Genomic DNA, 23440 nt, shown 5'->3' with positions numbered 1-23440 from the left:
TGTAGCTCCAGTTAGCAAAAGTAGGGTGTCCAGACGCGGGAAAGGCGAACCAGGGCTTCGAAATAAAAATAATCGCCCCACAGATTGGGTTCATTAATTCCCATATGGCGGCCAAAGTTATAAACCCCTTCCCGCAGTAGGCCGTCCTGCGCAGAGGCAAAATAATGGGTAGATAAATTACGCATTATTAATTTAATCGCGTTGTGGTAGGCCGGGCGTAGCGGATCGGTCAGCGGAAGAATGTTGAGTAGCTCTGCCAGCCCGCAAACGGCAATAGCGGCCGCTGAGGTATCGCGAAACGCGTTATCCTGGGAGGTAAAAATCAGATCCCAGTAGCACACGTAATCCTCAGGTAAACGGTTAAGAAAATAATGGGCTAACCGACGAGCCAGCTCCGGCTGCGTGGTATCGCCGGTGTGGTGAAAACCCAGAGCGAAACCGTAAATCCCCCACGCCTGGCCGCGCGCCCAGCATGAGCTGTCGCTAAAACCCTGGTGGGTGTCACCACGCAATGGCTGACCGTTCTCAATGTCCATATAAAAAGTGTGAAAGGTCGAGGCATCATCGCGTACCAGATAACGTGCCGCTTGCGCCAGATGGCGGACTGCCGCTTCACGATACGCGCTGTTACCCGTTTCATCGGCGGCCCAGAACAGCAGCGGCACATTGAGGTTACAGTCGATAATCATTCGCCCCTGACGCGCCGGATCGCTAAGGTCTCCCCAGGCCTGAATAACGCCTGCTGTGGCGTTAAAGCGCTGATAAAGCAGGTCGGCAGCGCGCAGGGCCAGGCCGCGTGCACGGGTGTTGCAGGTCAACTTCCAGGCATTGACGCATGAGAGCTGGTAAAGGAAACCCAGATCGTGAGTATCAACTTTGATCTTTTTATCCAGCCGTTCTTCAAAACTGTCGATAAGACGTTCAGCGACCACCCGGTATTTATCATCGCCAGTCACTTCCCAGGCCAGCCACAACATGCCGGTCCAGAAACCCTCAGTCCAGTCGACGTTTTCCACTGCGGGATAACGACCTTTACTTGCACTGGCGGCGGGAAACGTTGTGGTAAAGCGTGGCAGCATGGCGTCCAGTTGGTTCAGGACGTCGGCCATCGCCTCGCATAGCCAGCTGCGGCTAAGAGCTGGCTGTGGGATGTTATAGCGAGCATCAAGCGTTTCCAGGGTAACGGTCATAATCCTTCCTCCTGGCTAAAAAAATCATCAACATCGTTCTGTGGGGCGGGTTGCACCGACTGACGCGCCGAGATGATTTCAGGTATGAGATTCATGTACTGCATTGCGCCGCTGGCGGCAGCGATGGCATCCTGCAAGCGTGCTGCCGTTTCTTCATGCTCAGACATGCAAAACTCCATCAGCATAATCAGGTTCGCGCCGCTGATGACGTGGACATGCGGATAGTTGACCATCATCTGTACCGCGGTGTTATTAACGCTACCGCCGGGCATGTCGGTAAACAGAACCAGTTCGTTGCCGCGACGTGCTGCCTGGCGGGCAATGTCTTCGAAACGGATGGCCAGTTCTGCCGTAGAGCCAATTTCACCGCAATATGCACAGAGAGGCTGTACGTCATGATCGTCTCCAATCAGCAGATTCAGCGCGGAGATTATTCCTTCGGCGTAGCGGCCATGAGTTGCGATATACATCTCTCGCATTTTGCGTTCCTTAATCATTTTTAGTGGTATGTCAGAGATATAGCAATTGCTGTGCCATTTTATTAATTGTTTGATTTTCAATGATAAAAATTAATTTATGGACGCTGAGAATAGTGTTGAATTACGGCCATGAAGGTAGTGTCGAAGGTGGCCGCCAGCGTGCACTGGCAGCGGGAATTACCAGCTGGCGTCGGTGGCAATCCATGGCTCCATGATTTCATAAATCATCAGTACTTCAGTAAGTGGCAGAGTGATATGGTATTTGCGATTCAGTGCCTGGAAAAAGGTATCGTGTACGGCAACAAACGCTTGTTGCTGTAGCGTTAATTCTGCCTCCTCCCGATGACGCACGCCGTTATTAACCATTACGCGTTCAATCATCAGCGCAATATGCATAAAGAGATTAATGCGCAGATAACTTTCAAAATGGATTTTATAAAACGCTTCATACTGTTTAATGACGGCATCGACCTCATCAATGATTACCACCGGATTGAGAAAGCTCAGACGGCTGGCGACGCCCTCCACGGTAAAGAGCTTCACAACCTCGTCAATCATTGGCTCCAGCCCGCCTTCTGTCAGCAGGCCGCTGAAATAATCGCGCTTGAGTATGAGGGTTTTCTCTTTGATCAGTTGTTCGACGCTGAGCAGTGGAATATAGCCCGCCTCCAGATCGGTGGTGGTGATAATCAGTCTCGTACCGTTCAGTGCCGGGTCTGAATGGGCGATTTTCCACTTAAGATCGTCATATTCCATCGTCATGATATCGATGTCTTCCTGCGCCAGATAGCGCTGGACAATGTCTTTGAGCTTGTGGGAAATACCTTCGCCAGAAATGCAGGATATAATGATTTTGTTGCCCGGCATCACGCCCGCGTAATAGCGGGTTTCCACGTCATATGCACCTTTCGCACTGTCAATAATGTCCGCCATCGACAGCTTATCCTGTATTTTGGATGCGATATCCAGCGCCATGGCGGTGCTGACGTTATTAATAACCAGCAATTCACCATGCAGATGGCGTTTAATCTCCTCATAAATTTCTTTGAGCGATCCCATATCAACCAGGATAACTAATCCTGCGCCCTGGGTGAGATGGGAAAGATGGGCGATCAACAGGTCAATAATTTCACGTGTTGAGGTTGCGTTGGGCATATCAAACGCTTTGAAATAATAGCCACCGGTAAGCTGGTTAGCGACGGCAGCAATACTGGATGCAGTAGACCGCCCATGCGAAACAATAATGCCCTGAATATGATCGTCTTCACCCGCCAGGGTATGAAAAGCGCAACTTAGCAGCGGCAGCAATAACGGTAGAGGTTGATTAACGACGTGTCTGGTCAACAAAGCAACGCACTCTTCTGCCAGTAAACGCGCCTTACCGGAAACGTAGTCGGAAATGCTTTGTAGCTCAGCAAGCGTGGCGGTGTCCTGCGGCATGTGTAATGCGTAGCTCAGGCATAGCCATATCGCTTTACGGATTTCCTGGCTGCACTGAATCCCGGTCTGGGTCTCCAGTTCATTAAGCGCGTGCATGGTATTTTGCCAGATATAGCCACTGTACAGGGCTTCAGCCGGGACCAGACCGCCGATAGTGGTCAGCCACTGCTCCATTTTTCGATTGAGCAGCAACACATTACCGCTATGGCAAAAATCACGGAAAATGACGTCGTCGCGCATCGCTTTTGGCAACAGGTCGCTAATATCCGGTAACCTGTCGCGGTCATGGGCGGAGACAACCAGCACCTCACCGGTTGAATGGGGCGTGTAAAGCGTAATGAACTCAGCCTCGCGATTGTCGCTCCACGCGCTGGCGCACATGACTTTGATCTGGTTTTTTAGCTCGCCAATATTACCGCGTACCGGCGATATCACCAGTTGATGCATTAACTGATTGTCCAGGTGAATATCTCGTTGAAGACTACGCGCCTCCTGGCGCAGAAAATGAAGGATTTGCGCGACACGTTCGCTAAGCGGACGGGAGAGATAATTCGGTAATGTCACGCGAACGGGGATGCGACGACGGAAGGTATTGAGTAGCACCGTGTCGATGTTTTCAGTGGTGGCGAAAATAAAGCGTAGCGAGGCCGGGTGGCGGGTACGGTTATCGCCAAGACGGTAGAAGTAGCCTTTATCCATAAACAGGAATAACTTTTCCTGGTTCTCCGCTGACAGACGGTGCACTTCATCCAGAAACAGGAAGCCGCCATCGGCATCATCAAATGCACCGCGCTTTTCACGGTCGGCACCGGTAAATGCACCACGCGTATAACCGAAAAGCGTTGCAGAGAGCAGTTCGGGATTATTGGCGTAGTCGGCGCAGTTAAGTTCAACGAAGGGTTTATCAGCAGCAATAACGCGACGTTCTACCGCATACTGATATATCAGCGAGGCAAGGTAGCTTTTCCCAACGCCGCTTTCGCCGGACAGCAGCACAGGCAGGCCGTCTCCAGGATAGTCTACCGCTGAACGACAAAGCGATACCGCCTCGCTCAGACTTCCCTGAGCGCCAATCAAATTCAGAAACGCGTCCTCGGTTTTCGACACTATGCAGGCACGCACTGGTGCGTCCTGGCCGCTATGACGGACATAAAAGCGCACCGGTCGGGTATTTTCTTTCACTAAGCGGCCATCTTCACACAGGCGGTTCAGGTAATGGCTAATCACACTACGATTCACGCTGATAAAATCGGCACAGTCCTGAGCTGTGAATCCTGAAGCACTTTCAGCATAATGCGTGAGGATTTTGTGGAACAATTTTTCTTTCGCCGACAGCGCCATGACTCAATATCCTGGATAGAGTAGAAAATAGCGTCGAAATAAATTAGACGCTAGACACTAATAAATTGATTAGACACTAGTACTTTCCGCTCTTATTCTGGAAAATGAAATGATGTTTTGATAATTATGTGATGCGTTTCGCAATCCACCTTGCCGGGCTTATGTCACAGGCATGCCTGGAGGTTTCCCTCCTCGTTGCTGTGAGATGAACTGAAACAGGATATGCAAAAAAACTCATTATCAGCATGCGCCCACTGTATGCTGCTATAGAATTATCGGCTGCTGTATATATTCACCTATATAATTCATTTCTAATTATAACCCTGCGTGATTTTTAATCCTGAGGTTGATTTTAATAAAAGCCTGGACGATGATACGTTATCTTTTATTACTGCTTTGGGAATTTTATGAAACGGAGTTTATTAGCATCAGCAATTGTATTTGCTCTTATGGCAACGGGACTCACCGGCTGTGACGATAAGGATAAAGCCGAAGCTGCGCCAGCCGCCGCCAGCAGCACGCCCGCTCAGACTACTGAAGCGCCCGCGACACCAGCGAAAGACACAGCAGCAGAAGATGATGCGCCAGCGCAAACTGAGCAAACCGCACCGGCGGTGCAGGCAGATAAAGACGTTATCTATGACGAGAAGATGAATACGTATATTGATTGCTACAATGATTTGCAGCTCTCGATTTTTCACAGCATCGACCGTTATGCCAGCTGGCTGAAAGATTTCCACACCGGTCCGACCGGAAGGGAAAGCATTGTTTACGGTATTTATTCTGTCTCCGAATCCTCAATTGCGAAGTGCCAGAAGCAGATCCCTGAAGTGGCAAAATTAACCCCTGCGCTTGAAGGGATGGATGAGGCGGCAACGGCGTTCGTGACCAGCGCGGTAGACATCGCCAACACGATTAACGAAATTGATAAGTATTATGAGCAGGAAAACTATAAAGACGACGCGTTTGCGCAAGGCAAGGCGCTCCACCAGACCCTGTTAAAAAACTGGGAAGCCTTTAAACCTGCCTCCAGCGCTTATGCTGCAGCCATTAAAAAAGTGGATGACGAACGCCAGATTGCGCATTTAAACGCCATCGAGCAAAGCGAAGGTAAGTCAGTTAATTATTATAAACTGGCGATCATGATTGATGCGCAGAAAGTCGACAGTATTATCAAAGAAGACAAATTTGACCCTGAAACAGCTATGAAGCAGCTTAATGCGCTGGAGAAAATCACTGAAGAGCTTAAAGCGAAAGATAAAGCCCAGCCCAATATTTCTATGGGGAGCTTTATTTCTTCCGTTGAGGACTATCAGCTTAACGCCAAGAAATATATCCGTCGCATCAGGGACAAAGAACCCTATTCAGAACAAGAACGGGAGTGGATTGCCGATGCCAATGCGGGCTGGATGGTCGAAGGCTCGTATCCCGCTGCACTGAAGAGCTATAACGAAATGGTGGATGACTACAACCGTCTGCATTAATTACTACACCCTGCCCGGTGGCGCATGCCGCCGGGCGCATGGCTATTCCCGCAACAGGGCGATAAACGCCTCATACCCGTTCAGCGCGATAACCTCCTCACCGGAATAACGATACAACACGCTGGCTAAGTAACTAAAAATTTTCAGTTCATGCCGGGCGCTGGAACTGGCACAAGTAATCAGCACGTGGTTGACCGGTTCTCCGTTGACCTGGATTGCTGAAGTCAGCGTGATAAAAAAACCGCGAAAACGCGTTTGCTGTTCGCTCCAGCAGTGGGGAATGGCGATCCGGTTCACAATCAGGTTTTCACCTTCTTGCTCACGCTGGCAAATACGCTCAGCCTCATCTGCCGTTAAATGCGTATTTATTACCAGCCGTTCACAGATGCGCGTGATTATTATCTGCCATGATTCATCCGGTGCGTTGTCATAATGGAAGCTTCCCTCGGCCAGGAAGAAGCGCTCCGGTTGCTGTCGAATAAATGCTGAGGCGAGGAAATCTTTAATCTGATTTATTCCGGCTGCGGTAATAATATTTTTGATAACCAGTACATGATACCGGGATTCATCGGGGAAAAAGTGGCTGTTATTAATAATCAGTAGCGGCTCTATCTCGGCGCAGGTATTGCGCAGCTCCACCAGCGAATGCACGATAATAACCCGGCAATTGATAATGTCTCGCTCTATAGCCTGTTTGTTGATGGTGGCGATGGCGTTCTGCTCACAAAGCAGGATCACCGGCTGGCGTTCATTCTGATGACGCTCAAGAGCACAGGCAAAATACAGGCCGACCAGGTCACTGTCAAATAACGGTATATCGTACTGCTCACTAAGCCGGTTAATAAAATGCAGGCTGAGATCGAATGCAGCAGGCCAGGCGGCTTTAAGGTTATTCAGGCTGCCCTGACGGTTTTCTGATAGCCAGACGGGGGCAGCAGTACAGCGCAGGATGTGGCCAGTTAAATCATCCACCAGGGGCGTATCAATAATATTAAGCCGGACGATATCAGGCAGAGACAGTAGCAATGCCTCAATACTGGCGGATGTCACTTCACTGGCATGCTGTTGATGACGAGCCAGCAGGCCGTTTAACGTGTTTAACGCTTCCTTACCCAGGTACAATCCCGCGTGTTCGATAGCCGTGCGTAATGTCTCATTTTGACTATCAGGCCAGCGGTGGGTCAGACGCTGGCGCAGTGCGTAGACGGCCAGCACGATACTTGCGATATAATCGCCTGGAATCAATGAGAGCTGTAAATTGTCACTGTCAATTTCCGACAGCGCATCGACGACCTCTGCTGTGACACCCGGTAATGCCACGATAAAGGGATCTTTTTTTAGTAAATTGGCCAGCAGAATAATGCGTTTTTCTTCCGGCTCATCAATAAAATGACCTACGCCAGGGCGGCTTTGCAAGTTAAAGGCGCGTTCGTAACGTAGCTTGAGGCGCGGCAGTCTGTCGACCACCCACGCCTCTGGTAAATTGAGGGCCTCAGCGAGCTGGGTGCGGGTGGTAAACGCATTAATCAGCAGATGCGCCAGCAACCGATCATCATTATCATGCCGTTGCAGTAGCTGAAAATAACGGCGGCGATCAAAAATCTCTAACCGATAGCCTGAACTGCCCGCCCCCTGAATATGCGCCGTCCCGCTAAGGGTAAAGTTAATATAATCAATGTCGCGTAAGACAGTGCGACCGGAAACCGCAGTGACCCGCGCCAGCTCAATAAGAGAACCGGGCTGCTGTTCAAGAAGATCGAGCAGAGCACGCTGGCGTTCGTTAAGCATAATCAGTCCTTAGCGAAAATCCTTCATGGCCTGAACGTGCTGTTCATCCAGCGACATGAGCAGTTCACGGATCATGGTCAGCGCGGCCTCGTAGTCTTTGCCGGCGATCATACCGCTATTGGCGTGAAGATAGCGCGTGGGCAGGCAGAGTGCGACGACAGGCCGGCCGCCGCCCATTACGTTATAGCGCCCACCGTCGGTCGCGCCGGTTTTCATCGTGGCAAACTGAAGTGGGGCGTGGCTACGCAGAGCACTTTGCTTGAGCAGGGCCAGTAATTTCTGATTTGGGAAATAGCGCTTATCAAACAGCATGACACCGGGGCCGTCACCCAGCTTCAATGGGTATTTAATACTATCAATACCGGGAACGTCGCCAGCAACGGCAGTATCCAGCACGATAGTTACATCCGGTTTAATGGTCTCAGCGGAGGTTTGCGCACCGCGGAGTCCGACTTCCTCTTCCACGCTACCCACGCCGTAGAGCGTAATGTCCGGGTTATTCACCGTCTGGAATAACTCAGCCATCAGCGCGCAGCCCACCCGATTATCCAGCGCTTTAGCGACGATTTTATCCTCACCCCAGCGGGCAAAATTGGCCTCGGGGCTGATGAAATCACCGATCGCGATACCCCGACTTTCAACTTCTTCACGGCTGCCTGCGCCAATATCAATAAACATTTCATCAAACGTCAGTGGCTGCTGCTTTTGTTTGTCCGTCAGTGCGTGAGGCGCAACGGAACCGATAATGCCAGGGATTTTTTGGCCATCGCGCGTGCGTACCGTCACACGATGGTTGAGCATTGACTGACTCCACCATCCACCTACCGTCGTGAAGCGAAGAAATCCTTTCTCACAAATATGCGTCACCATGAAGCCTACTTCATCCATATGGCCGACGATGGCGACTTTAGGCCCGCGAGTGCCTTTACGGGCGATAAAGCTGCCCAGACCGTCAAACGTAATGTCGTCAGCGACCTTCTCCAGCGTCTGGATCAGTACCTGGCGTACTTCATGCTCATCGCCACTGACGGCGCTGGCATCGCAAAGTTTACGAAGTAAATCAGTGTTCACGGGCAACCTCCTGTTGCGCGGCCTTACGTTGTAGCCACATCCCTTTAAGGATGATAATGAGACTAATGTTGAGTACCAACCCAATCGCCAGTACCAGATAAAACGAACCTGCCGGCGACATCAGGCCAATCAGAGGATCGAAGATACCTAATCCTGGGGCCAGGCGTTTGATTCCAAAAGCGATAACCAACATACCGGTAATACCACCAGAGAGAGTGTTGGCGGTAATCATTGGCAGCGGTGCGGCCAGAGCGTACGGAATGGCGGGCTCAGTAGCGACGGTTGCGCCAACCACAATGGCGCTACTGGCGGCTCCTTTCTCTTGCGCCGTGAATAACTTAGGCGCGAGATAAGTAGCGATACCGGCAGCAACCGGTGGCAACAGCGTGACCACGCCGACAATGGCGTACCAGTCGTAAATATGTTTTTCCAGCAGCGAGAAGCAGAAAAACCACGCTGTTTTGTTGATCGGACCCCCCATATCAAAAGCCAGCATTGCGCCAACCAAAAATGCAGCACCGAGTTTCATTGAAGGTGGAATGGTATTCAGGAAGTGGAGTAAGCCGCCCATAATATCGGACATCACCGGGCCGACGACATAATACGTGAGTACGCCGAAAAGCAGCAGCGTGACAAACGGGATCAGCATTGACCCTAACAAAGGCTGCAGCGCTTTACCGAGGCGGACTTTACGGAAATAAAGCACAAAGTAGCCGACGGCCAGTCCCAGTACGACCGCACCGAGGAAACCTGCGCCGGACTGTGTACCGAGCAGCCCTTTATCATTCGCCAGATAGCAGACCAGAAATGCGGGGGCGAAGGCAGGTTTATCAGCAATAGAGGAAGCGATATAAGCGCCCATAATCGGGATCATAAAGGTGAAACCGAGATAACCGATGGATTCTACCACCCAGGTAAATGACGGTGCGCCTTTCGACATATCGGTATAGGGCAGGCCAAATTGCACCAGCATATTCGCAAGGGCAACCAAAATACCGCCACCAATCACAAAGGGGAGAGCAGCGGAAACGCCCGCCATCAAGTGACTCATCACGCTTCCCTTCTGCACTTCCTGATTTCCCAGCTTAACGCCACTATCAGCGGCAAAAAGTTGTGAATGTGTCGGCAATTGCGTAAAAATTTGGTCAATATTTTTTAGCGCCTGGGAGATGGGGATTTCATACACTTTTTTTCCGGCGAAGCGTGCGCGATCTTCCGCGCTCAGACCGCGTCCGGTGGCCAGAATGACGTAGTCCGCCGCCGCAATCTCAGCATCGCTTAATCGGTTTTCCACCCCGCTGGAGCCCTGGGTTTCTACTTTGATGGTATGTCCCAGCGTACGGGCTTTCTGCTCCAGTGCTTCCGCCACCATATAAGTGTGGGCAATACCGGCCGGACAGTTGGTGATAGCAACGAGACGTAAGGCTTCCATGAGCGCCTCCTTATTGATTCAGGGTATGGGTTAACAGAGAGAGGATCTGCTGTGCATCGCCCTGTTTAAGCTGGTCGATGAAGTCGGCGTGGATGATTTTACGGCACAGGGTACCAATCATTTTGACCTGATCTTCTTCGCCCTCCTGAGGTACACCGAGACAAATCCAGCAGGTCGCGGGCTGATCATCACTGGCTTTCCACTCCACCCCCTGTGAGTTACGGGCGAATAACACGAACGGTTGTTTAACGCAGGCGCTTTTGCCGTGCGGAACGGCAACACCCGATCCAAAACCGGTGGAATGGAGTTTTTCACGCAGCAACAGCGTTTGCAGGAATGTGCCCCGATCGCTGATATAGCCGTTTTGCCAGGCCATTTCCGCCAGTTGTTTCAGAATGGAATAGGCGCTGTTGCCGGGGATGTTGAGGTCAATACAGCTTAGGGTAATTGTCGCCATTTATTTACTCCATTAAAAAATCTTTCTTGTAATAGTACCCGGCGAAAAGGTATGTGCTGAGCCAAAATATGTCCGGTGGTTATGACAATTTCCTGATAAACAACAGGCCGGTTTTGTGAGGGTGAACACAATTTCCCTGGTTGGGTAAATCAGGAAGACGGAAAAGTTATGGCCTATGCGCTTATTATTTGGATAAAAATGCGATAAAAGTCACAAAATGGCGATGTCATTTTCCGTGTGGATAGTGCAAAGAGCATAAAAAACACGTTTTTCCATATCAAAGAAATAACTTGCTGATTTTCATTGTTTATTTATGAATTCCCAGCAAAAGTATTTCAATCATTAATGTGATTTTAATCACAATAAATGAGTGTTGTGTCCTGCTGTCAATGCCTTTGCACTCGTACTTTATCGCCACTTTGTGATGTCCGTTGCAAATACAGAGCTTGAACTCTGGGAAAAATATTTACAGCAAAGCATCAATGAGGATTAAAAATGAAAATTGGCATTGTTATTAGCGGAGGAGATGTTACCGGCATTAATAATTTTATATTCCAGGTGGCAAGAGTTTCAGGGGCAGAAATAACATTATTTCATGGAGGTATTCCTGGCCTTTTGGGAAACGATCACAAAAATATTTGCTGGCGCGACTTAGTCGATTTTTCTGTCGCCGCCATACCCGTCATTACGTCCGGAAGAACTACGCGTAAACTGGTACGTAGTGAATATGAGAAAATCAGCAAAAAATTACGTGCGTTACGGATAGATGTTCTCATCATGGCGGGCGGAGACGGTTCATTACAGTTTCTTAATATATTAAGTGAATTTGATGTGAACTGTTTTGGTGTCGGCATGACGATTGATAACGATGTTTATGGTAGCGATTATACGATTGGTTTTTCAACCGCTTGTGAGCAGATCATTAAGGAGGTTTCCAGGCTGAGAAATACCGGACGGGCACTGCCAGGCCGCGTATTTATGGTAGAGCTTCTGGGCGGCTATTGTGGTGAATTGACGCTGCAATCAGCGATTAAGAGTAATGCTGATATTGCGCTTATCCCTGAATGCCAAATCCCACCGGAAGTTCTGGCCCGGCGTATTCGTGAACGTCTGGCGAAGCAGAATAGCGTAATAGTTTTATGCTCTGAGGGCTATACCAAGGAGTATTCTCCTGGATTTCAGGGGGCAATTGACACGATGATCAAACAACTTGAACCTAAGATTGGAGTAAGGATACGTAAAACCATTATTGGTTTCGGATTGCGTAACGGCGATCCAACCTGCGAGGAAATTTATCAGGGCACAATTATGGCGAATGAAGTCGTGCGCTGTATTCAGTCCGGTATGAAAAACAAAGCTATTATTATTAATCATAGTAATAAGCCCATTCCAATAGATTTAATCAGTATGAAAAAAAGACTGGTTGACCCAGAAGGGCATCATTATAAATTAGCCAAACAACTCAATATTATTTGAGGAGATTTTTATGCTTAAGGTCCTTTGTGTATGCGGCTGTGGTTTAGGCTCCAGCTTCGCAATTGAGATGAGCGCAAAAGCAGTGTTGAAGAAACTGGAAATTCCGGCGCAGGTCGAACATACCACAGTTTCAGAGGCGAATGCGTTTAAATCTGACATGATCCTTACACAGAAAACATTTGCTGACATTTTAACAGCCGATGCCAGTGAAGATGAAATCAAACGAGTAGTTGTACTTAATAAGCTTACAGATAAAGAGGAAATTGAGCAGAAAATCCTCGCCTTTTTAACTCTCCATAACATGAAGGTCGCCGATCATGAATAGTATCGTTGAATTTATTGTTAAGGATCTGCTTGGCCAGGCATCTATTTTGGTCGCGTTCATTGCCATGCTGGGATTGATTCTACAAAAAAAATCTCCAGGTAAAACGGCAGAGGGTACATTTAAAACCCTCCTCGGCTTTCTCATCATGATGGCCGGGATAAATATCATTGTTGCCGCACTCACTTTCCTGAATACCATTTTTACCCAGGGTTTTGGTATGAAAGGGTATATTACTGACGTGGCGGCTATTGCCGGGCTGGCGAACCGGGAGTTGGGCTCTGAAGTTGCACTCACCCTGATGGTTATTTTTGCTGTCAATATCATCATTGCCCGACTAACGCCTTTTAAATATATCTTTCTAACCGGCCAGGCATTGCTATGGATGGCGACGATTGGCGCAGTAATTGGCTATAAGGCCGGGCTAACGGGGCTGCCCTTGATCCTGACCGGTGGCATTTTTGGCGGCGTAATGGCGGTATTAATGCCAGCACTGGCGCAACCGGTCGTCAGGCGCATTACCGATTCTGATGACGTGGCATTGGGGCATTTTTGCACCATAGGTTATTTGGTACAGGCTGCGGTAGCGAAGGTGGTCGGTAAAGGTTCTCGTTCAACGGAGGATCTGGAGTTACCTGATAACTTTAAGTTTTTGCAGGATACCTATCTGTCAATGGCGGTCGTAATGATCCCCATGTATTTAATCCCCGCGCTGGCCGCTGGTCCGGAGTTTATAGCGAACTATGCCAATGGCATGAACTATCTGATGTATGCCTTTATGCAATCAATTCAGTTTGTTGCTGGCGTTTTCGTTCTTTACAGCGGCGTACGTCTGTTGCTTAACGAACTGGTTCCGGCGTTCAGGGGAATAGCGATGCGAATTGTACCGGATGCCAAACCGGCTTTAGATTGCCCGGTACTTTTTCCCTATGCGCCTAATGCGGTCATTGTCGGTTTTCTGGCGACAACAGCAGGATCAATTATCGGAATGTTAGTTTTCCCTATGTTTGGGCTGGCCATGATTTTGCCGGGATTGTTAACCAATTTCTTTGCCGGTGGGACCGCAGGTATTTTCGGTAACGCACTGGGAGGTCGTCGCGGCGCGATTATTGGCGGGGTAGTACACGGTCTGTTTATCACCTTCTTACCTGCGATTCTGGTTCCAATGCTGGAAAGTTATGGTTTTACCGGCGTGACTTTCAGCGATTCCGATGTAATCAGTTCGGGGTTGGTACTGGGTCATGCATTCCAGGGTAATTGGCTACTGGTTGCGCTGTTTATTATTTTTGTCGGCGTCATCGCCTGGTTTGTTAATGGGAAAGCTGTTAAATCTGAAGAGGGTAAAGTTCATGGGTCTGTATAATTTTAATGAGTTATATAATATTGCTAAAACACGCGAGTTCAAAGCCGTTGGATCGTTTAATTTGCATTGTCTTGAAATGTTGCCTGCATTTTTTAAAGCGGCGCAGAAAACCAATAGCCCGTTAATGATCCAAATTTCAACGGGAACCGCACAATATCTTGGCTATCGGTTATTAGTTGATTCTGTCTGCTCTCTGGCAGAGAGTCAAAACGTACCCACCTGTTTGCACCTGGACCACTGTTCAAATATTTCAGATATCCAGACTGCCATTGATGCAGGGTTCAGCTCAGTCATGTATGACGGATCGCATTTAAGTATTGATGAGAATATTAAAAATACCTGTGCGGTCATAAATATTGCGCGTCAGTCTAATATTAGTGTCGAAGGAGAACTGGGTGCCATCGGTGGTGCAGAAGATGGTAAAGCCACGGCCGCCGAACATATCTCATTCACTACGGTTGAAGATGCTAAAAGATATGTAGATGAAACCGGGGTGAATATGCTGGCAGTATCCGTGGGGACCGTTCACGGTCTTTATACCGGGAAAGCACAGATCCAACATCAGCGTCTGGCGGAAATTAGTGAAGCAACACAAATACCATTGGTGTTGCATGGTGGGACAGGAGTCAGCGATGACGATATGCGTCGGGCCGTGACCGAGGGCATTAATAAAGTCAACGTGGGTACCGAGATGAATGTGCAATGGGTCGCACAATGTAAATCGACTTTTGATAAAGGCAAAGTAAACGATAGCGTGCGTAAATTCCTTATTCCAGCCAACGATGCTGTTACCCGGGTATTAGTAGAGAAAATCTCTTTGTTTAAATAACATCGTTATCAGGAATTATTTTATCTTTATATTCCGGCATCGCCGGAGCGGGATGCATTTATGTTTAATCCGTTAAAGTCTTCGAAAAATGAAAAGCTTTCTGCTGAAGCTCAGGATCAACAGGCAAAATTAATTTCAGATGAAATAGATGTTCTGGAAGCTAAACTGGCTGAATTTCCTCAGGATACTGAGCAACAGAAAAAACTAATGCTGACGTATAACCGGGCATTAACATGCTTTGCCAAAAGTGAGACCTGGCGTCACAGGGTGGATGATCTCTTTCTTCGAATTGATAATTTGCGTAATATTATTCGGCGTAATATTTAGGGAGCACAGATGACAATCAAAGATTTACTCATCGAAGCTGATGCTATTCAGGTAGGAATAAGTGAGACGAACTGGCAAGAAGTGATTTATCTTGCCGCGAAGCCACTTGTCGAAAACGGTTATCTGGAGGCGTCGTATGGTCGGGCCGTAATAGAGAATACTTTAACTCATGGCGCTTATTACGTTTTTGATGAAGGAGTAGCTATGCCGCATGCCAGGCCCGAAAGCGGTGTAAAACGTAATTGTTTTAGTCTGGTTCTGCTGACTACGCCAGTACGCTTTGCCCAAAGCGAAGCGGCGGATATTGTCATTATGTTTGGTGCTGAGAATAGCAATGCCCATATTGATGAAGGCATTCGCGCCATTATTCATCTGCTTGATAATGATGAAACGATGGCAAAATTGCGTGCCGCACGCAGTCGCGAGGAGGTTATAGCAATATTATGATGGTTAAACCTCTTTCAAAAGGCAAAACGGTAATTCTGGTTAACGGCGTACCGGCTTCAGGTAAGAGTACGGTTGCTCAGCAGATAGCCAGCCATTTTACCTTACCGCTACTCACGATTGATGGCATCAAAGAACCGTTTATGGCGCAATTTACGAACATCGATCGTGGATTTAATCGTAAATTGGGACTGGCGGCTTATGAGGTGATCTGGTCAATTGTGGCAAGCGGGCCTGCGGAATATCCATTTGTGATTGATGCCTGGTTTGGTTTCCAGTCCCGGGAAACACTCCTGCATTATCTGGCCCGTGCCGGGGTAACGCAGGCGCTGGAGATTTGGAATCAGATTTCGGCAGACACGGCGGTTGCCCGCTACGCCCAACGACTTGACACTCGTCCGCAAGGCCATCCGGGTAAGGAGTATTTACCCGAGCTGGCAGAGCTTGCCGACAACGCCAAACCGATGGCATGTGGACCTGTTTATCATATTGAGCAGGACCGTGGATACGATGAAACCGAACTGACGAAATGGATCGCTTCTTACGTAGCGCAGGCGGTTTAAGCGAAGAGCAAGCCGCACATTGTTAATGTGTTCCTGATCAAAAGCGCCTGCGGGCGCTTCAGATTGCTGACAAACGTTATACCGTGGGATTATGCCTGGCGGCGCTTCGCTTGCACAGGCCTACGGGTTACGCATAACGTGTTGATGTTTATTGTTTTCGTAGGCCGGGGAAGGCGAAGCCGCCACCCGGCAAAACGGCGAGCACAGTAGTAAAACAGCTTGTCATCAACCTCAAGCGCCTGCGGGCGCTTTTATTGAATTCCTGCCAGTCGTAACAGCGCAGTGACGATGGCCGCTGCGACGATCACCACAATCAACGGCATCTTACGCCAGGCAAGAAAGACTGCAAACGCCACGCCCAGTACCCGCGCCATGCCCGCGAAGTGTCCACCTTCATACAGGGCGGTCGCCAGCGCCACCGAGAAGAGCAGCGTCGTTGCTGCATCAGAAAGCAGCGCCTGCGAGCGTTCGGAAAGAGTCAGACGATTGCCGAGTTTCGCTCCTCCCAGCCGCATTAGATATGTGCCAATCGACAGGATGGCCACACCGGTAAGGATTAGCGTGTAATTAGCCATTATTTTTTCCTCGCCGCTAAGCCCAGCAGGGAGAGCAATACCGGCAGACCCACTGGTGCAAAAGGCACAGCGGCCAGTGAGATTACCGCCCCGCTGGCGGCGCGGATCAGGGTAGTCTTTTTCTTAAGCGCCGGGAGAACCAGCGCCAGCAGGATGGCGGGAAACACCGCATCCAGTCCAATCGTCTCCGGCGCAGGCAGCAGTTTGCCCACCGCCGCCCCTAATAGCGTGCCCACTGGCCAGAATAGCGCGACGCCGATGCCGCACAGCCAGAAGGCGGCTTTACGCTGCTCCGGCGTGGGTTGAGACAATCCAAAAACCACGCTCTCGTCATTCATGATATGGCATCCGATAAGACTCATGACCCCTTTTCCGACCAGATCGCGAACGGTAACGCCGAACGGAAAATGCCGGGCATTCACCAGCAGTCCCGCTACCGCTGCCGCCAGTGGATTACCGCCGCTGGCGACTATACCGATAAACATAAATTCCGACGCGCCTGCCAGCACGACGATGGAAAGTAGCAGCGGTAGCCACAGCGGGAAGCCATAGGCCATCGCCAGCGATCCGTAGGACGCGCCGACCACGCCGACGGCCAGACAAACCAGAAATATCGCTTTTAAGGTGTCGCCTTTCAGGCTGGAAAAAAGAGGGAAAGACATACTATTATCGCCATAACGAACAGGTATCCATTATAATGAACACATTACTATCGTTTTTCAAGGCGAACGTTACGTTCGTTATATGAAACAGTGGAGCGGTTTTATGACGCAGCCAATTAGTACCATTGCCAAAAGTCTGGTTCGGGAGCGCCAGAGAACCGGGCTGTCGCTGGCAGAAATTGCCCGGCGGGCCGGGATCGCCAAATCAACGCTTTCACAACTGGAATCAGGCAACGGTAATCCTAGCCTGGAAACGCTGTGGTCGCTGTGCGTGGCGCTGGATATTCCCTTTGCCCGTCTGCTTGAACCGCAGCAGCATCAAACCCAGGTGATCCGGCGCGGAGAAGGCACCAAAGTGGTGGCGGAGCAGGCGCATTATCAGGCCGTTTTACTGGCAACCTGTCCGCCGGGCGCACGCCGTGATATCTATCTGCTCTTGACCCAGCCCGGTGCCGATCGTATTTCGCATCCTCATCCTTCAGGGTCCGTTGAGCATATTATCGTAACCCAGGGCCGGGCACTGGTAGGGTTAACTGAATCGCCAGAAGAGTTAAATGAAGGGGATTACATTTGTTATCCGGGTGACCAGCCCCATGTTTTCAAAGCGCTGGAGCCGGATACCCAGGCTATTCTGGTCGCCGAGCAGAACTGATTTCTTTCCTGCAATAACGATGGTCCTGCGCCATCACGTCCTGGTCATCTGCCACGAATTTTTTATAGCTCGATCACAATACCAAAACGTTTCGGTTGTGATCGGAAACGTTTCGGATCAACGATAACGCTGTCCAGTTTATGAGAAAAAAGACGCATTTCGCGTCTTCAGGAGGCGTTCGCCCGTTTATCGAACCGGAAAGCATAATTATTTTTTATATGAATGTTTAAAGCGCGATGTATTTAAAAATCACCTGATTAGGTTCAGGGACTGCTATTAAAAACCGATTAATGACAAAAGAGACTCTACCTATGAATAAAACAAAAATATTAGTCGCCGCTTCAGTGTTGTGCGCCGCCTTTGCGGCTCAGGCTGAAAAAATTACCATCTGGTCCTGGGACCCACATTATAACGTCGCCATTATGCAGGATGCTGCCGCGATTTATCAGAAAACGCATCCAGAGGTGACATTTGATATTGTTGACCTGGCCAAAGCCGATCTTGAGCAAAAGCTGCAAACCATGCTGGCATCGGGGATGACAAAAGCGCTGCCGGATATCGTGCTGGTTGAGGATTATAATGCGCCCAAATATTTACGCTCCTTCCCTGGCGCATTTGCACCTCTCAACGGCAAAATTGATTTTACGCGCTTTGCAAAATATAAAGTCGATTTGATGACCATTGAGGGAAAAACCTATGGTGTGCCGTTCGACACTGGCGTAACGGTCTGGTATTACCGTCAGGATCTGGTTGAGCAAGCGGGTTATAGCGCCAAAGATCTACAAAATATTACGTGGGATAAATTTATAGAAATAGGTAAAAAAGTCGAAGAAAAGACAGGTAAAAAAATGATGGCGATTGACCCGAACGACGCCGGGTTAATTCGGGTCATGATGCAGTCGGCGGGGCGCTGGTACTTTGATAAAGCGGGCAACCTGGATATTGTTGGTAATCCGGCACTGAAAGCGGCGCTTGAAACGCAGGCAAAGCTAACCCGCTCAGGCATTGTTAAGCCGGTCATTGGCTGGGCTGAGTGGGTAGGGGCGTTTAACCGGGGAGATGTGGCAAGCGTTGTTACGGGCGTCTGGGCAACTGGCTCAATCAAGGCCGAAGCGAAGCAATCCGGGTTGTGGAACGTTGCGCCCATCCCGGCGCTAACGGTTGAGGGAGCGACTCACGCTTCAAATCTCGGGGGATCAAGCTGGTATGTGATGGAGAGTAGTCCGGAAAAAGCGCAGGCGATTCAATTCCTCAATGAGATTTACGTTAATAACATCGATTTTTATCAGCACATTCTGCATAAAAATGGAGCAATGGGATCGAACCTCAATTCTCGTGAGGGTGAAGCGTACAAACAACCCGATCCTTATTTTGGTAATACCCCCATCTGGAGTACGTTCAGCGACTGGTTGAAGGTTATCCCGGCTGTTAACTATGGCATGTATACCTATGAGGCCGATGCGGCGGTAGGCGCACAGCTTCCAGCCCTGAAAGACGGCGCGCCAGTTGATGGCATTTTGAAAAATATTGAGCAGCAGGTCAAAACTCAGATCCAGTAAATTATATCCGGGCGGATGCAAATCCGCCCTATATTTGAGGTACTGCTGATGATCGCTTCACGAAAAAGACGTGTCATGTCGATTAATAGCTGGGGTTTCGTTCTACCGGCTTTGCTATTAGTTGGCATCTTCATTTTGTATCCGGTCGTAAAATCGTTCTGGCTTTCGTTTCATTCGGGACAGGGCGCTATGATTAAATTCGTGGGATTTGGCAATATCCTGCGCTTAGCGAACGACCCCATTTTTCTGAAAGCCTTAACCAATACCATGACCTTCCTGATTGTGCAGGTGCCCGTCATGATCCTGCTGGCGTTAATTCTGGCGTCAGCCTTGAATATGCCTGGCCTGCGTGCCCGAAGGTTCTGGCGCACGGCCATTTTTCTTCCTTGCGTAACATCGCTGGTGGCTTATTCAGTATTATTCAAAAGCATGTTTTCTTACGATGGTGTAGTTAATCATCTGCTGGATGCGATGGGGATTATCGGCGAGCCTATCTCCTGGCTTACCGATCCGTTCTGGGCCAAAGTCGTTATTATTCTGGCGATCACCTGGCGATGGACAGGCTATAACATGATTTTCTATCTGGCCGCCCTGCAAAATATCGATAAATCTATTTATGAAGCTGCGCGCATTGATGGAATATCGCCAGCAAAACAGTTTTTCTCGATTACTATCCCCATGCTGAAACCGGTGATTTTGTTCACGACAGTGACCTCGACGATTGGCACGCTACAACTGTTTGATGAATCAATGAACATCACTCTCGGCGGCCCGGCAGACAGCACATTGACCCTCTCAATGTATATTTATAATTTGTCATTCAAATTCGTCCCCAATTTTGGTTATGCGACAACGGTATCCTGGTTCATTGTGTTCATGGTGGCGATTCTGGCAGTGATCCAGTTCTGGTTAGCAAGGGAGCGCACTGTATGATCCGTATGCGCCTTATTCGGCAGGCAGTCATCTATTTTCTGCTGGCATTAACCGCCTTCCTTTCCATTTTTCCCTTCCTGTGGATGGTCATTGGGGCGACAAATACCAGCGTTGATATTATCAAAGGAAAAGTGTTTTTTGGTGCTGCCCTGGTAGATAACTACCTGAAATTTATCCAGACCTTTGATATTGGTCTGCTCTTCTGGAATACCGGCAAGATAGCTATTGTCGGCACCATACTCACGTTGCTGGTCTCCTCAATGGCAGGCTATGGTTTTGAGATTTTCCGCTCCCGGTTCAGAGAACGTATTTATCAGGGGCTACTGCTGACCATGATGATCCCGTTTGCGGCGATGATGATTCCGTTGTTTATTTTAATGGCAACCTTCGACCTTGTAGATTCGCATATGGCGGTTATTTTACCCACCGTTGCTTCGGTATATCTGATCTTCTATTTTCGCCAAAGTTCTAAGGCCTTTCCTGCGGATTTACGTGATGCGGCCAGAGTCGATGGTCTGAAAGAGTGGAAGATATTTTTATTTGTGTATGTTCCGGTGATGCGTTCTACCTATGCGGCGGCGTTTATTATTGCTTTTATGACCGCGTGGAATAGTTATTTGTGGCCCTTAATTATACTGCAATCCAATGAACAAAAAACGTTTACTTTAGCGCTCTCATCGCTTGGCTCAGCATACGCGCCTGACTTTGGCGTAATTATGCTGGCAGCGATCCTGGCGACGTTACCCACGTTAATTGTGTTTTTCGCCATGCAAAAACAGTTTGTACAAGGAATGTTGGGGTCGGTTAAATAACCTGAGGAGAAAGGAAGATGGCTGAAGTAAAACTCACTGGCGTAAAAAAATCTTTCGGTAAAATTGATATTATTAAGGGTGTGGATCTGACCATTAACGATGGCGAGTTCGTGGTATTTGTTGGGCCATCGGGATGTGGGAAATCTACGCTATTACGAATGATTTCCGGGCTGGAGGATTTGAGCGCCGGGGAATTGACGATTGATGGTGTGCGTATGAACGACGCTGAACCTTCGCAGCGTGGTATTGCGATGGTTTTCCAAACCTATGCGCTTTATCCCCATATGACGGTGCGGGAAAATATGGCCTTTGCGCTTAAGCATGCCGGCGTCGATAAAGCTGAGATTGAGAAAAAAGTGATGCTGGCTGCGAAAGCGCTGGAGCTTGAGCATCTCCTGACCCGCAAACCGAAGGCGCTTTCCGGTGGTCAGCGGCAACGCGTTGCCATTGGTCGGGCCATTGTCCGCGATCCGAAGGTCTTTTTATTCGATGAACCGTTATCCAACCTGGACGCTGAACTCAGGGTACAGATGCGTATCGAAATTGCTCGTCTGCATCGGGAATTAAAAAGTACCACGGTGTATGTTACCCACGATCAGATTGAAGCGATGACGCTGGCCGATAAAATCGTGGTATTACGTGCCGGTAAAATTGAACAAGTCGGAACGCCGCTGGAGCTTTATGATAATCCGACCAACGTATTTGTTGCCGGATTTATCGGTTCGCCGCGGATGAACTTTATGTCGGGAATTGTGGTTTCGCAAACGGATAGCGCGGTAGGCGTCAGGCTACCCGACTTCTGCGATGCGCTACTTCATGTTCCGGTCAAAAGTCAGGTGGCTACGGGCAGCCTGGTCAAGCTAGGGATCAGGCCCAAGCTCTTTGATGACGCCGGGGATAGTGAACTGCTGGTTACTATTGATATGCTTGAGCACCTGGGCAGCGAGACAATTGCCTGGGCGCGCGGCATGCAGGGCGGAAATCTGACGATTGAAACCCGCCAGGGACGACACCTTGTCGCCGGAACGCAATATCGTGCCCGCTTCTTTAGCCATTCATTATTAATGTTTGGCGAAGATGAACAGCGCATTTATTAAGTTGCCTCATAGACGCGCCGTGCGCATTGCGGGAAACTAGCGGCGGTTTCGTTTTGTCCCCGGGGATTTATGTCACTTAAAGCTATTGCCAAAGAATTAAAGCTTTCCGTCACCACGGTAAGTCGTGCGTTGAACGGATACGATGATGTTTCACGGGAAACACGTGCCCGCGTCGAAGCGGAAGCACAGCGGCGTGGCTACCGTCCTAATACATTTGCCCGCCGTCTGAAAATGGGCAAAATCGACGCGGTAGGGCTGGTATTTCCCGTGCGTCCCGCACCGCTGAGCAATAACGTTTTTATGGAAATGGTAGGCGAAATCAGTCATGAGCTGGCGCGCGATGAAATTGATTTGCTACTGATTGCCGATGACGACGAAGCCGATAAACACAGCTTTATGCGCATGGTGCAAAGTCGGCGCGTTGACACGCTGATCGTAGCTCATACGCTGGATCACGATCCGCGTCTTGAGCAGTTGCAGCGTGCCGGCTTCCCTTTCCTCGCATTAGGTCGCAGCCAGCTTCCGCAGCCCTACGCCTGGTTTGATTTCGACAACCATGCCGGAACATATCAGGCCACGCGCCACCTGATTGCACAGGGTCATCAGCGTATTGCGCTGTTAAGCGAAAATAACGGTCAGGCTTTCATTACCCAGCGACGTAACGGTTACCTGACTGCGTTGCGCGAAGCGGGCCTGTCAGAAGCATGGTTGCGGCTGGTACCTCCTTCACGTCGCGCTGGCTATAACGCGACCCGGGCATTGCTGGCGTTACCCGAACCTCCCACCGCGATAGTGACTGACTGTAATACCCATGGTGATGGCGCGGCGATGGCGCTGTCATATATGGGCAGGCTGGAGGGCGACAACCGCGTAGCGCTGGTCGTCTATGATGGTCTGCCGCAGGACAGCATTGTGGAAAACGACGTGGCAGCCGTGATCCAGTCAACCCGACAGGGCGTAGGTAAACAAATTGCAGCGATGGTTCGCCAGCTTATTGCAGGCGACGATCTCGCCCACCTCCAGGTATTGTGGCAACCTGAATTTATCCCCGGCGACACGGCGTAAGCATTTTTTTCGGCTAAATCTATAGATGGATCACAGATCCGAAACGTTTTGGTTGTCTACCGAAACGTTTCGGATCAAC

The 23440-nt window shown here is 49.5% G+C and carries 23 protein-coding genes; 14 read left to right on the top strand and 9 right to left on the bottom strand.

What is annotated here, in order from left to right; genetic code table 11:
- Positions 1 to 11: 11 nt before the first annotated feature.
- The 3 genes from CHU32_RS18540 to CHU32_RS18530 form a co-directional block, all read right to left on the bottom strand.
- Entirely contained in the window at positions 12 to 1190 is a 1179-nt protein-coding gene (locus CHU32_RS18540) for a glycoside hydrolase family 88 protein (RefSeq protein WP_103676799.1), read from the bottom strand.
- A complete protein-coding gene (locus tag CHU32_RS18535; RefSeq protein WP_103676800.1) occupies positions 1187 to 1669 on the bottom strand; it encodes a PTS sugar transporter subunit IIA in 483 nt (160 codons plus the stop codon). Before CHU32_RS18535 ends, CHU32_RS18540 begins: the two co-directional genes overlap by 4 nt.
- A 177-nt stretch (positions 1670 to 1846) precedes the next feature.
- Positions 1847 to 4450, bottom strand: coding sequence for a sigma 54-interacting transcriptional regulator (locus tag CHU32_RS18530; protein ID WP_103676801.1), 2604 nt, complete (start codon positions 4448 to 4450; stop codon positions 1847 to 1849).
- Positions 4451 to 4857: 407 nt separating this feature from the next.
- On the opposite strand from CHU32_RS18530, the gene CHU32_RS18525 reads away from it, so the two are divergent.
- Complete coding sequence (locus CHU32_RS18525; RefSeq protein ID WP_103676802.1) at positions 4858 to 5934, top strand: YiiG family protein; 1077 nt, start codon at positions 4858 to 4860, stop codon at positions 5932 to 5934.
- A gap of 42 nt (positions 5935 to 5976) precedes the next feature.
- On the opposite strand, the gene CHU32_RS18520 is transcribed toward CHU32_RS18525, so the two are convergent.
- From CHU32_RS18520 to CHU32_RS18505, 4 genes are read right to left on the bottom strand one after another with little or no spacing between them, the layout of a single operon-like run.
- The gene (locus tag CHU32_RS18520; RefSeq protein WP_103676803.1) at positions 5977 to 7722 is read right to left on the bottom strand and encodes a putative frv operon regulatory protein; all 1746 of its coding nucleotides are present in this window, start codon (positions 7720 to 7722) and stop codon (positions 5977 to 5979) included.
- A gap of 9 nt (positions 7723 to 7731) precedes the next feature.
- On the bottom strand, positions 7732 to 8793 hold the full coding sequence (locus tag CHU32_RS18515; RefSeq protein WP_103676804.1) for an aminopeptidase: 1062 nt from the start codon (positions 8791 to 8793) through the stop codon (positions 7732 to 7734).
- A complete protein-coding gene (locus CHU32_RS18510) occupies positions 8783 to 10225 on the bottom strand; it encodes a PTS fructose-like transporter subunit IIBC (protein ID WP_103676805.1) in 1443 nt (480 codons plus the stop codon). Before CHU32_RS18510 ends, CHU32_RS18515 begins: the two co-directional genes overlap by 11 nt.
- Positions 10226 to 10235: 10 nt before the next feature.
- The gene (locus CHU32_RS18505; protein WP_103676806.1) at positions 10236 to 10682 is read right to left on the bottom strand and encodes a PTS fructose transporter subunit IIA; all 447 of its coding nucleotides are present in this window, start codon (positions 10680 to 10682) and stop codon (positions 10236 to 10238) included.
- Positions 10683 to 11177: 495 nt separating this feature from the next.
- Here CHU32_RS18505 and CHU32_RS18500 point away from each other — a divergent pair, with 495 nt between their 5' ends.
- From CHU32_RS18500 to CHU32_RS18470, 7 genes are read left to right on the top strand one after another with little or no spacing between them, the layout of a single operon-like run.
- Positions 11178 to 12158: a 6-phosphofructokinase gene (locus CHU32_RS18500; RefSeq protein ID WP_103676807.1), complete on the top strand. Its 981-nt coding sequence runs from the start codon at positions 11178 to 11180 to the stop codon at positions 12156 to 12158.
- 10 nt (positions 12159 to 12168) lie between these two features.
- On the top strand, positions 12169 to 12483 hold the full coding sequence (locus CHU32_RS18495) for a PTS sugar transporter subunit IIB (protein WP_103676808.1): 315 nt from the start codon (positions 12169 to 12171) through the stop codon (positions 12481 to 12483).
- On the top strand, positions 12476 to 13843 hold the full coding sequence (locus tag CHU32_RS18490) for a PTS sugar transporter subunit IIC (RefSeq protein ID WP_103676809.1): 1368 nt from the start codon (positions 12476 to 12478) through the stop codon (positions 13841 to 13843). Before CHU32_RS18495 ends, CHU32_RS18490 begins: the two co-directional genes overlap by 8 nt.
- Positions 13830 to 14672 (top strand): class II fructose-bisphosphate aldolase, encoded by an 843-nt coding sequence (locus CHU32_RS18485; protein WP_103676810.1) that lies wholly within the window; start codon positions 13830 to 13832, stop codon positions 14670 to 14672. The genes CHU32_RS18490 and CHU32_RS18485 overlap by 14 nt, the downstream gene beginning before the upstream one ends.
- Before the next feature lie 60 nt (positions 14673 to 14732).
- Complete coding sequence (locus CHU32_RS18480; RefSeq protein WP_103676811.1) at positions 14733 to 14999, top strand: hypothetical protein; 267 nt, start codon at positions 14733 to 14735, stop codon at positions 14997 to 14999.
- A 9-nt stretch (positions 15000 to 15008) separates the two neighbouring features.
- Positions 15009 to 15446 carry a PTS sugar transporter subunit IIA gene (locus tag CHU32_RS18475; protein WP_103676812.1) on the top strand — a complete coding sequence of 146 codons (438 nt, stop codon included), beginning with the start codon at positions 15009 to 15011 and terminating at the stop codon, positions 15444 to 15446.
- Positions 15446 to 16006, top strand: a complete 561-nt coding sequence (locus CHU32_RS18470; RefSeq protein WP_103676885.1) for a P-loop nucleotide/nucleoside kinase family protein — start codon at positions 15446 to 15448, stop codon at positions 16004 to 16006. Before CHU32_RS18475 ends, CHU32_RS18470 begins: the two co-directional genes overlap by 1 nt.
- A 251-nt stretch (positions 16007 to 16257) precedes the next feature.
- Here CHU32_RS18470 and CHU32_RS18465 read toward each other — a convergent pair whose 3' ends face one another.
- Positions 16258 to 16581 carry an AzlD domain-containing protein gene (locus tag CHU32_RS18465; RefSeq protein WP_103676813.1) on the bottom strand — a complete coding sequence of 108 codons (324 nt, stop codon included), beginning with the start codon at positions 16579 to 16581 and terminating at the stop codon, positions 16258 to 16260.
- Positions 16581 to 17243, bottom strand: a complete 663-nt coding sequence (locus CHU32_RS18460; RefSeq protein ID WP_103676814.1) for an AzlC family ABC transporter permease — start codon at positions 17241 to 17243, stop codon at positions 16581 to 16583. Before CHU32_RS18460 ends, CHU32_RS18465 begins: the two co-directional genes overlap by 1 nt.
- A 103-nt stretch (positions 17244 to 17346) precedes the next feature.
- Between CHU32_RS18460 and CHU32_RS18455 the strand changes: the two genes are divergently transcribed.
- The 6 genes from CHU32_RS18455 to CHU32_RS18430 all read left to right on the top strand — a co-directional run bounded on the left by CHU32_RS18455 (position 17347) and on the right by CHU32_RS18430 (position 23361).
- Entirely contained in the window at positions 17347 to 17895 is a 549-nt protein-coding gene (locus CHU32_RS18455; RefSeq protein WP_176691672.1) for a helix-turn-helix domain-containing protein, read from the top strand.
- 311 nt (positions 17896 to 18206) lie between these two features.
- On the top strand, positions 18207 to 19454 hold the full coding sequence (locus CHU32_RS18450; RefSeq protein ID WP_103676816.1) for an ABC transporter substrate-binding protein: 1248 nt from the start codon (positions 18207 to 18209) through the stop codon (positions 19452 to 19454).
- Between the two features lie 189 nt (positions 19455 to 19643).
- Positions 19644 to 20387, top strand: a complete 744-nt coding sequence (locus tag CHU32_RS18445; RefSeq protein WP_245880240.1) for a carbohydrate ABC transporter permease — start codon at positions 19644 to 19646, stop codon at positions 20385 to 20387.
- Positions 20384 to 21199: a carbohydrate ABC transporter permease gene (locus CHU32_RS18440; protein WP_103676817.1), complete on the top strand. Its 816-nt coding sequence runs from the start codon at positions 20384 to 20386 to the stop codon at positions 21197 to 21199. Before CHU32_RS18445 ends, CHU32_RS18440 begins: the two co-directional genes overlap by 4 nt.
- Positions 21200 to 21216: 17 nt before the next feature.
- Positions 21217 to 22296: an ABC transporter ATP-binding protein gene (locus CHU32_RS18435; protein ID WP_103676818.1), complete on the top strand. Its 1080-nt coding sequence runs from the start codon at positions 21217 to 21219 to the stop codon at positions 22294 to 22296.
- 69 nt (positions 22297 to 22365) lie between these two features.
- Positions 22366 to 23361, top strand: a complete 996-nt coding sequence (locus CHU32_RS18430) for a substrate-binding domain-containing protein (RefSeq protein ID WP_103676819.1) — start codon at positions 22366 to 22368, stop codon at positions 23359 to 23361.
- Positions 23362 to 23440: the final 79 nt, after the last annotated feature.

It is taken from the genome of Superficieibacter electus, assembly GCF_002915575.1.
GTDB lineage: Bacteria > Pseudomonadota > Gammaproteobacteria > Enterobacterales > Enterobacteriaceae > Superficieibacter > Superficieibacter electus.
This window is presented reverse-complemented; position numbering and strand designations above follow the sequence as displayed.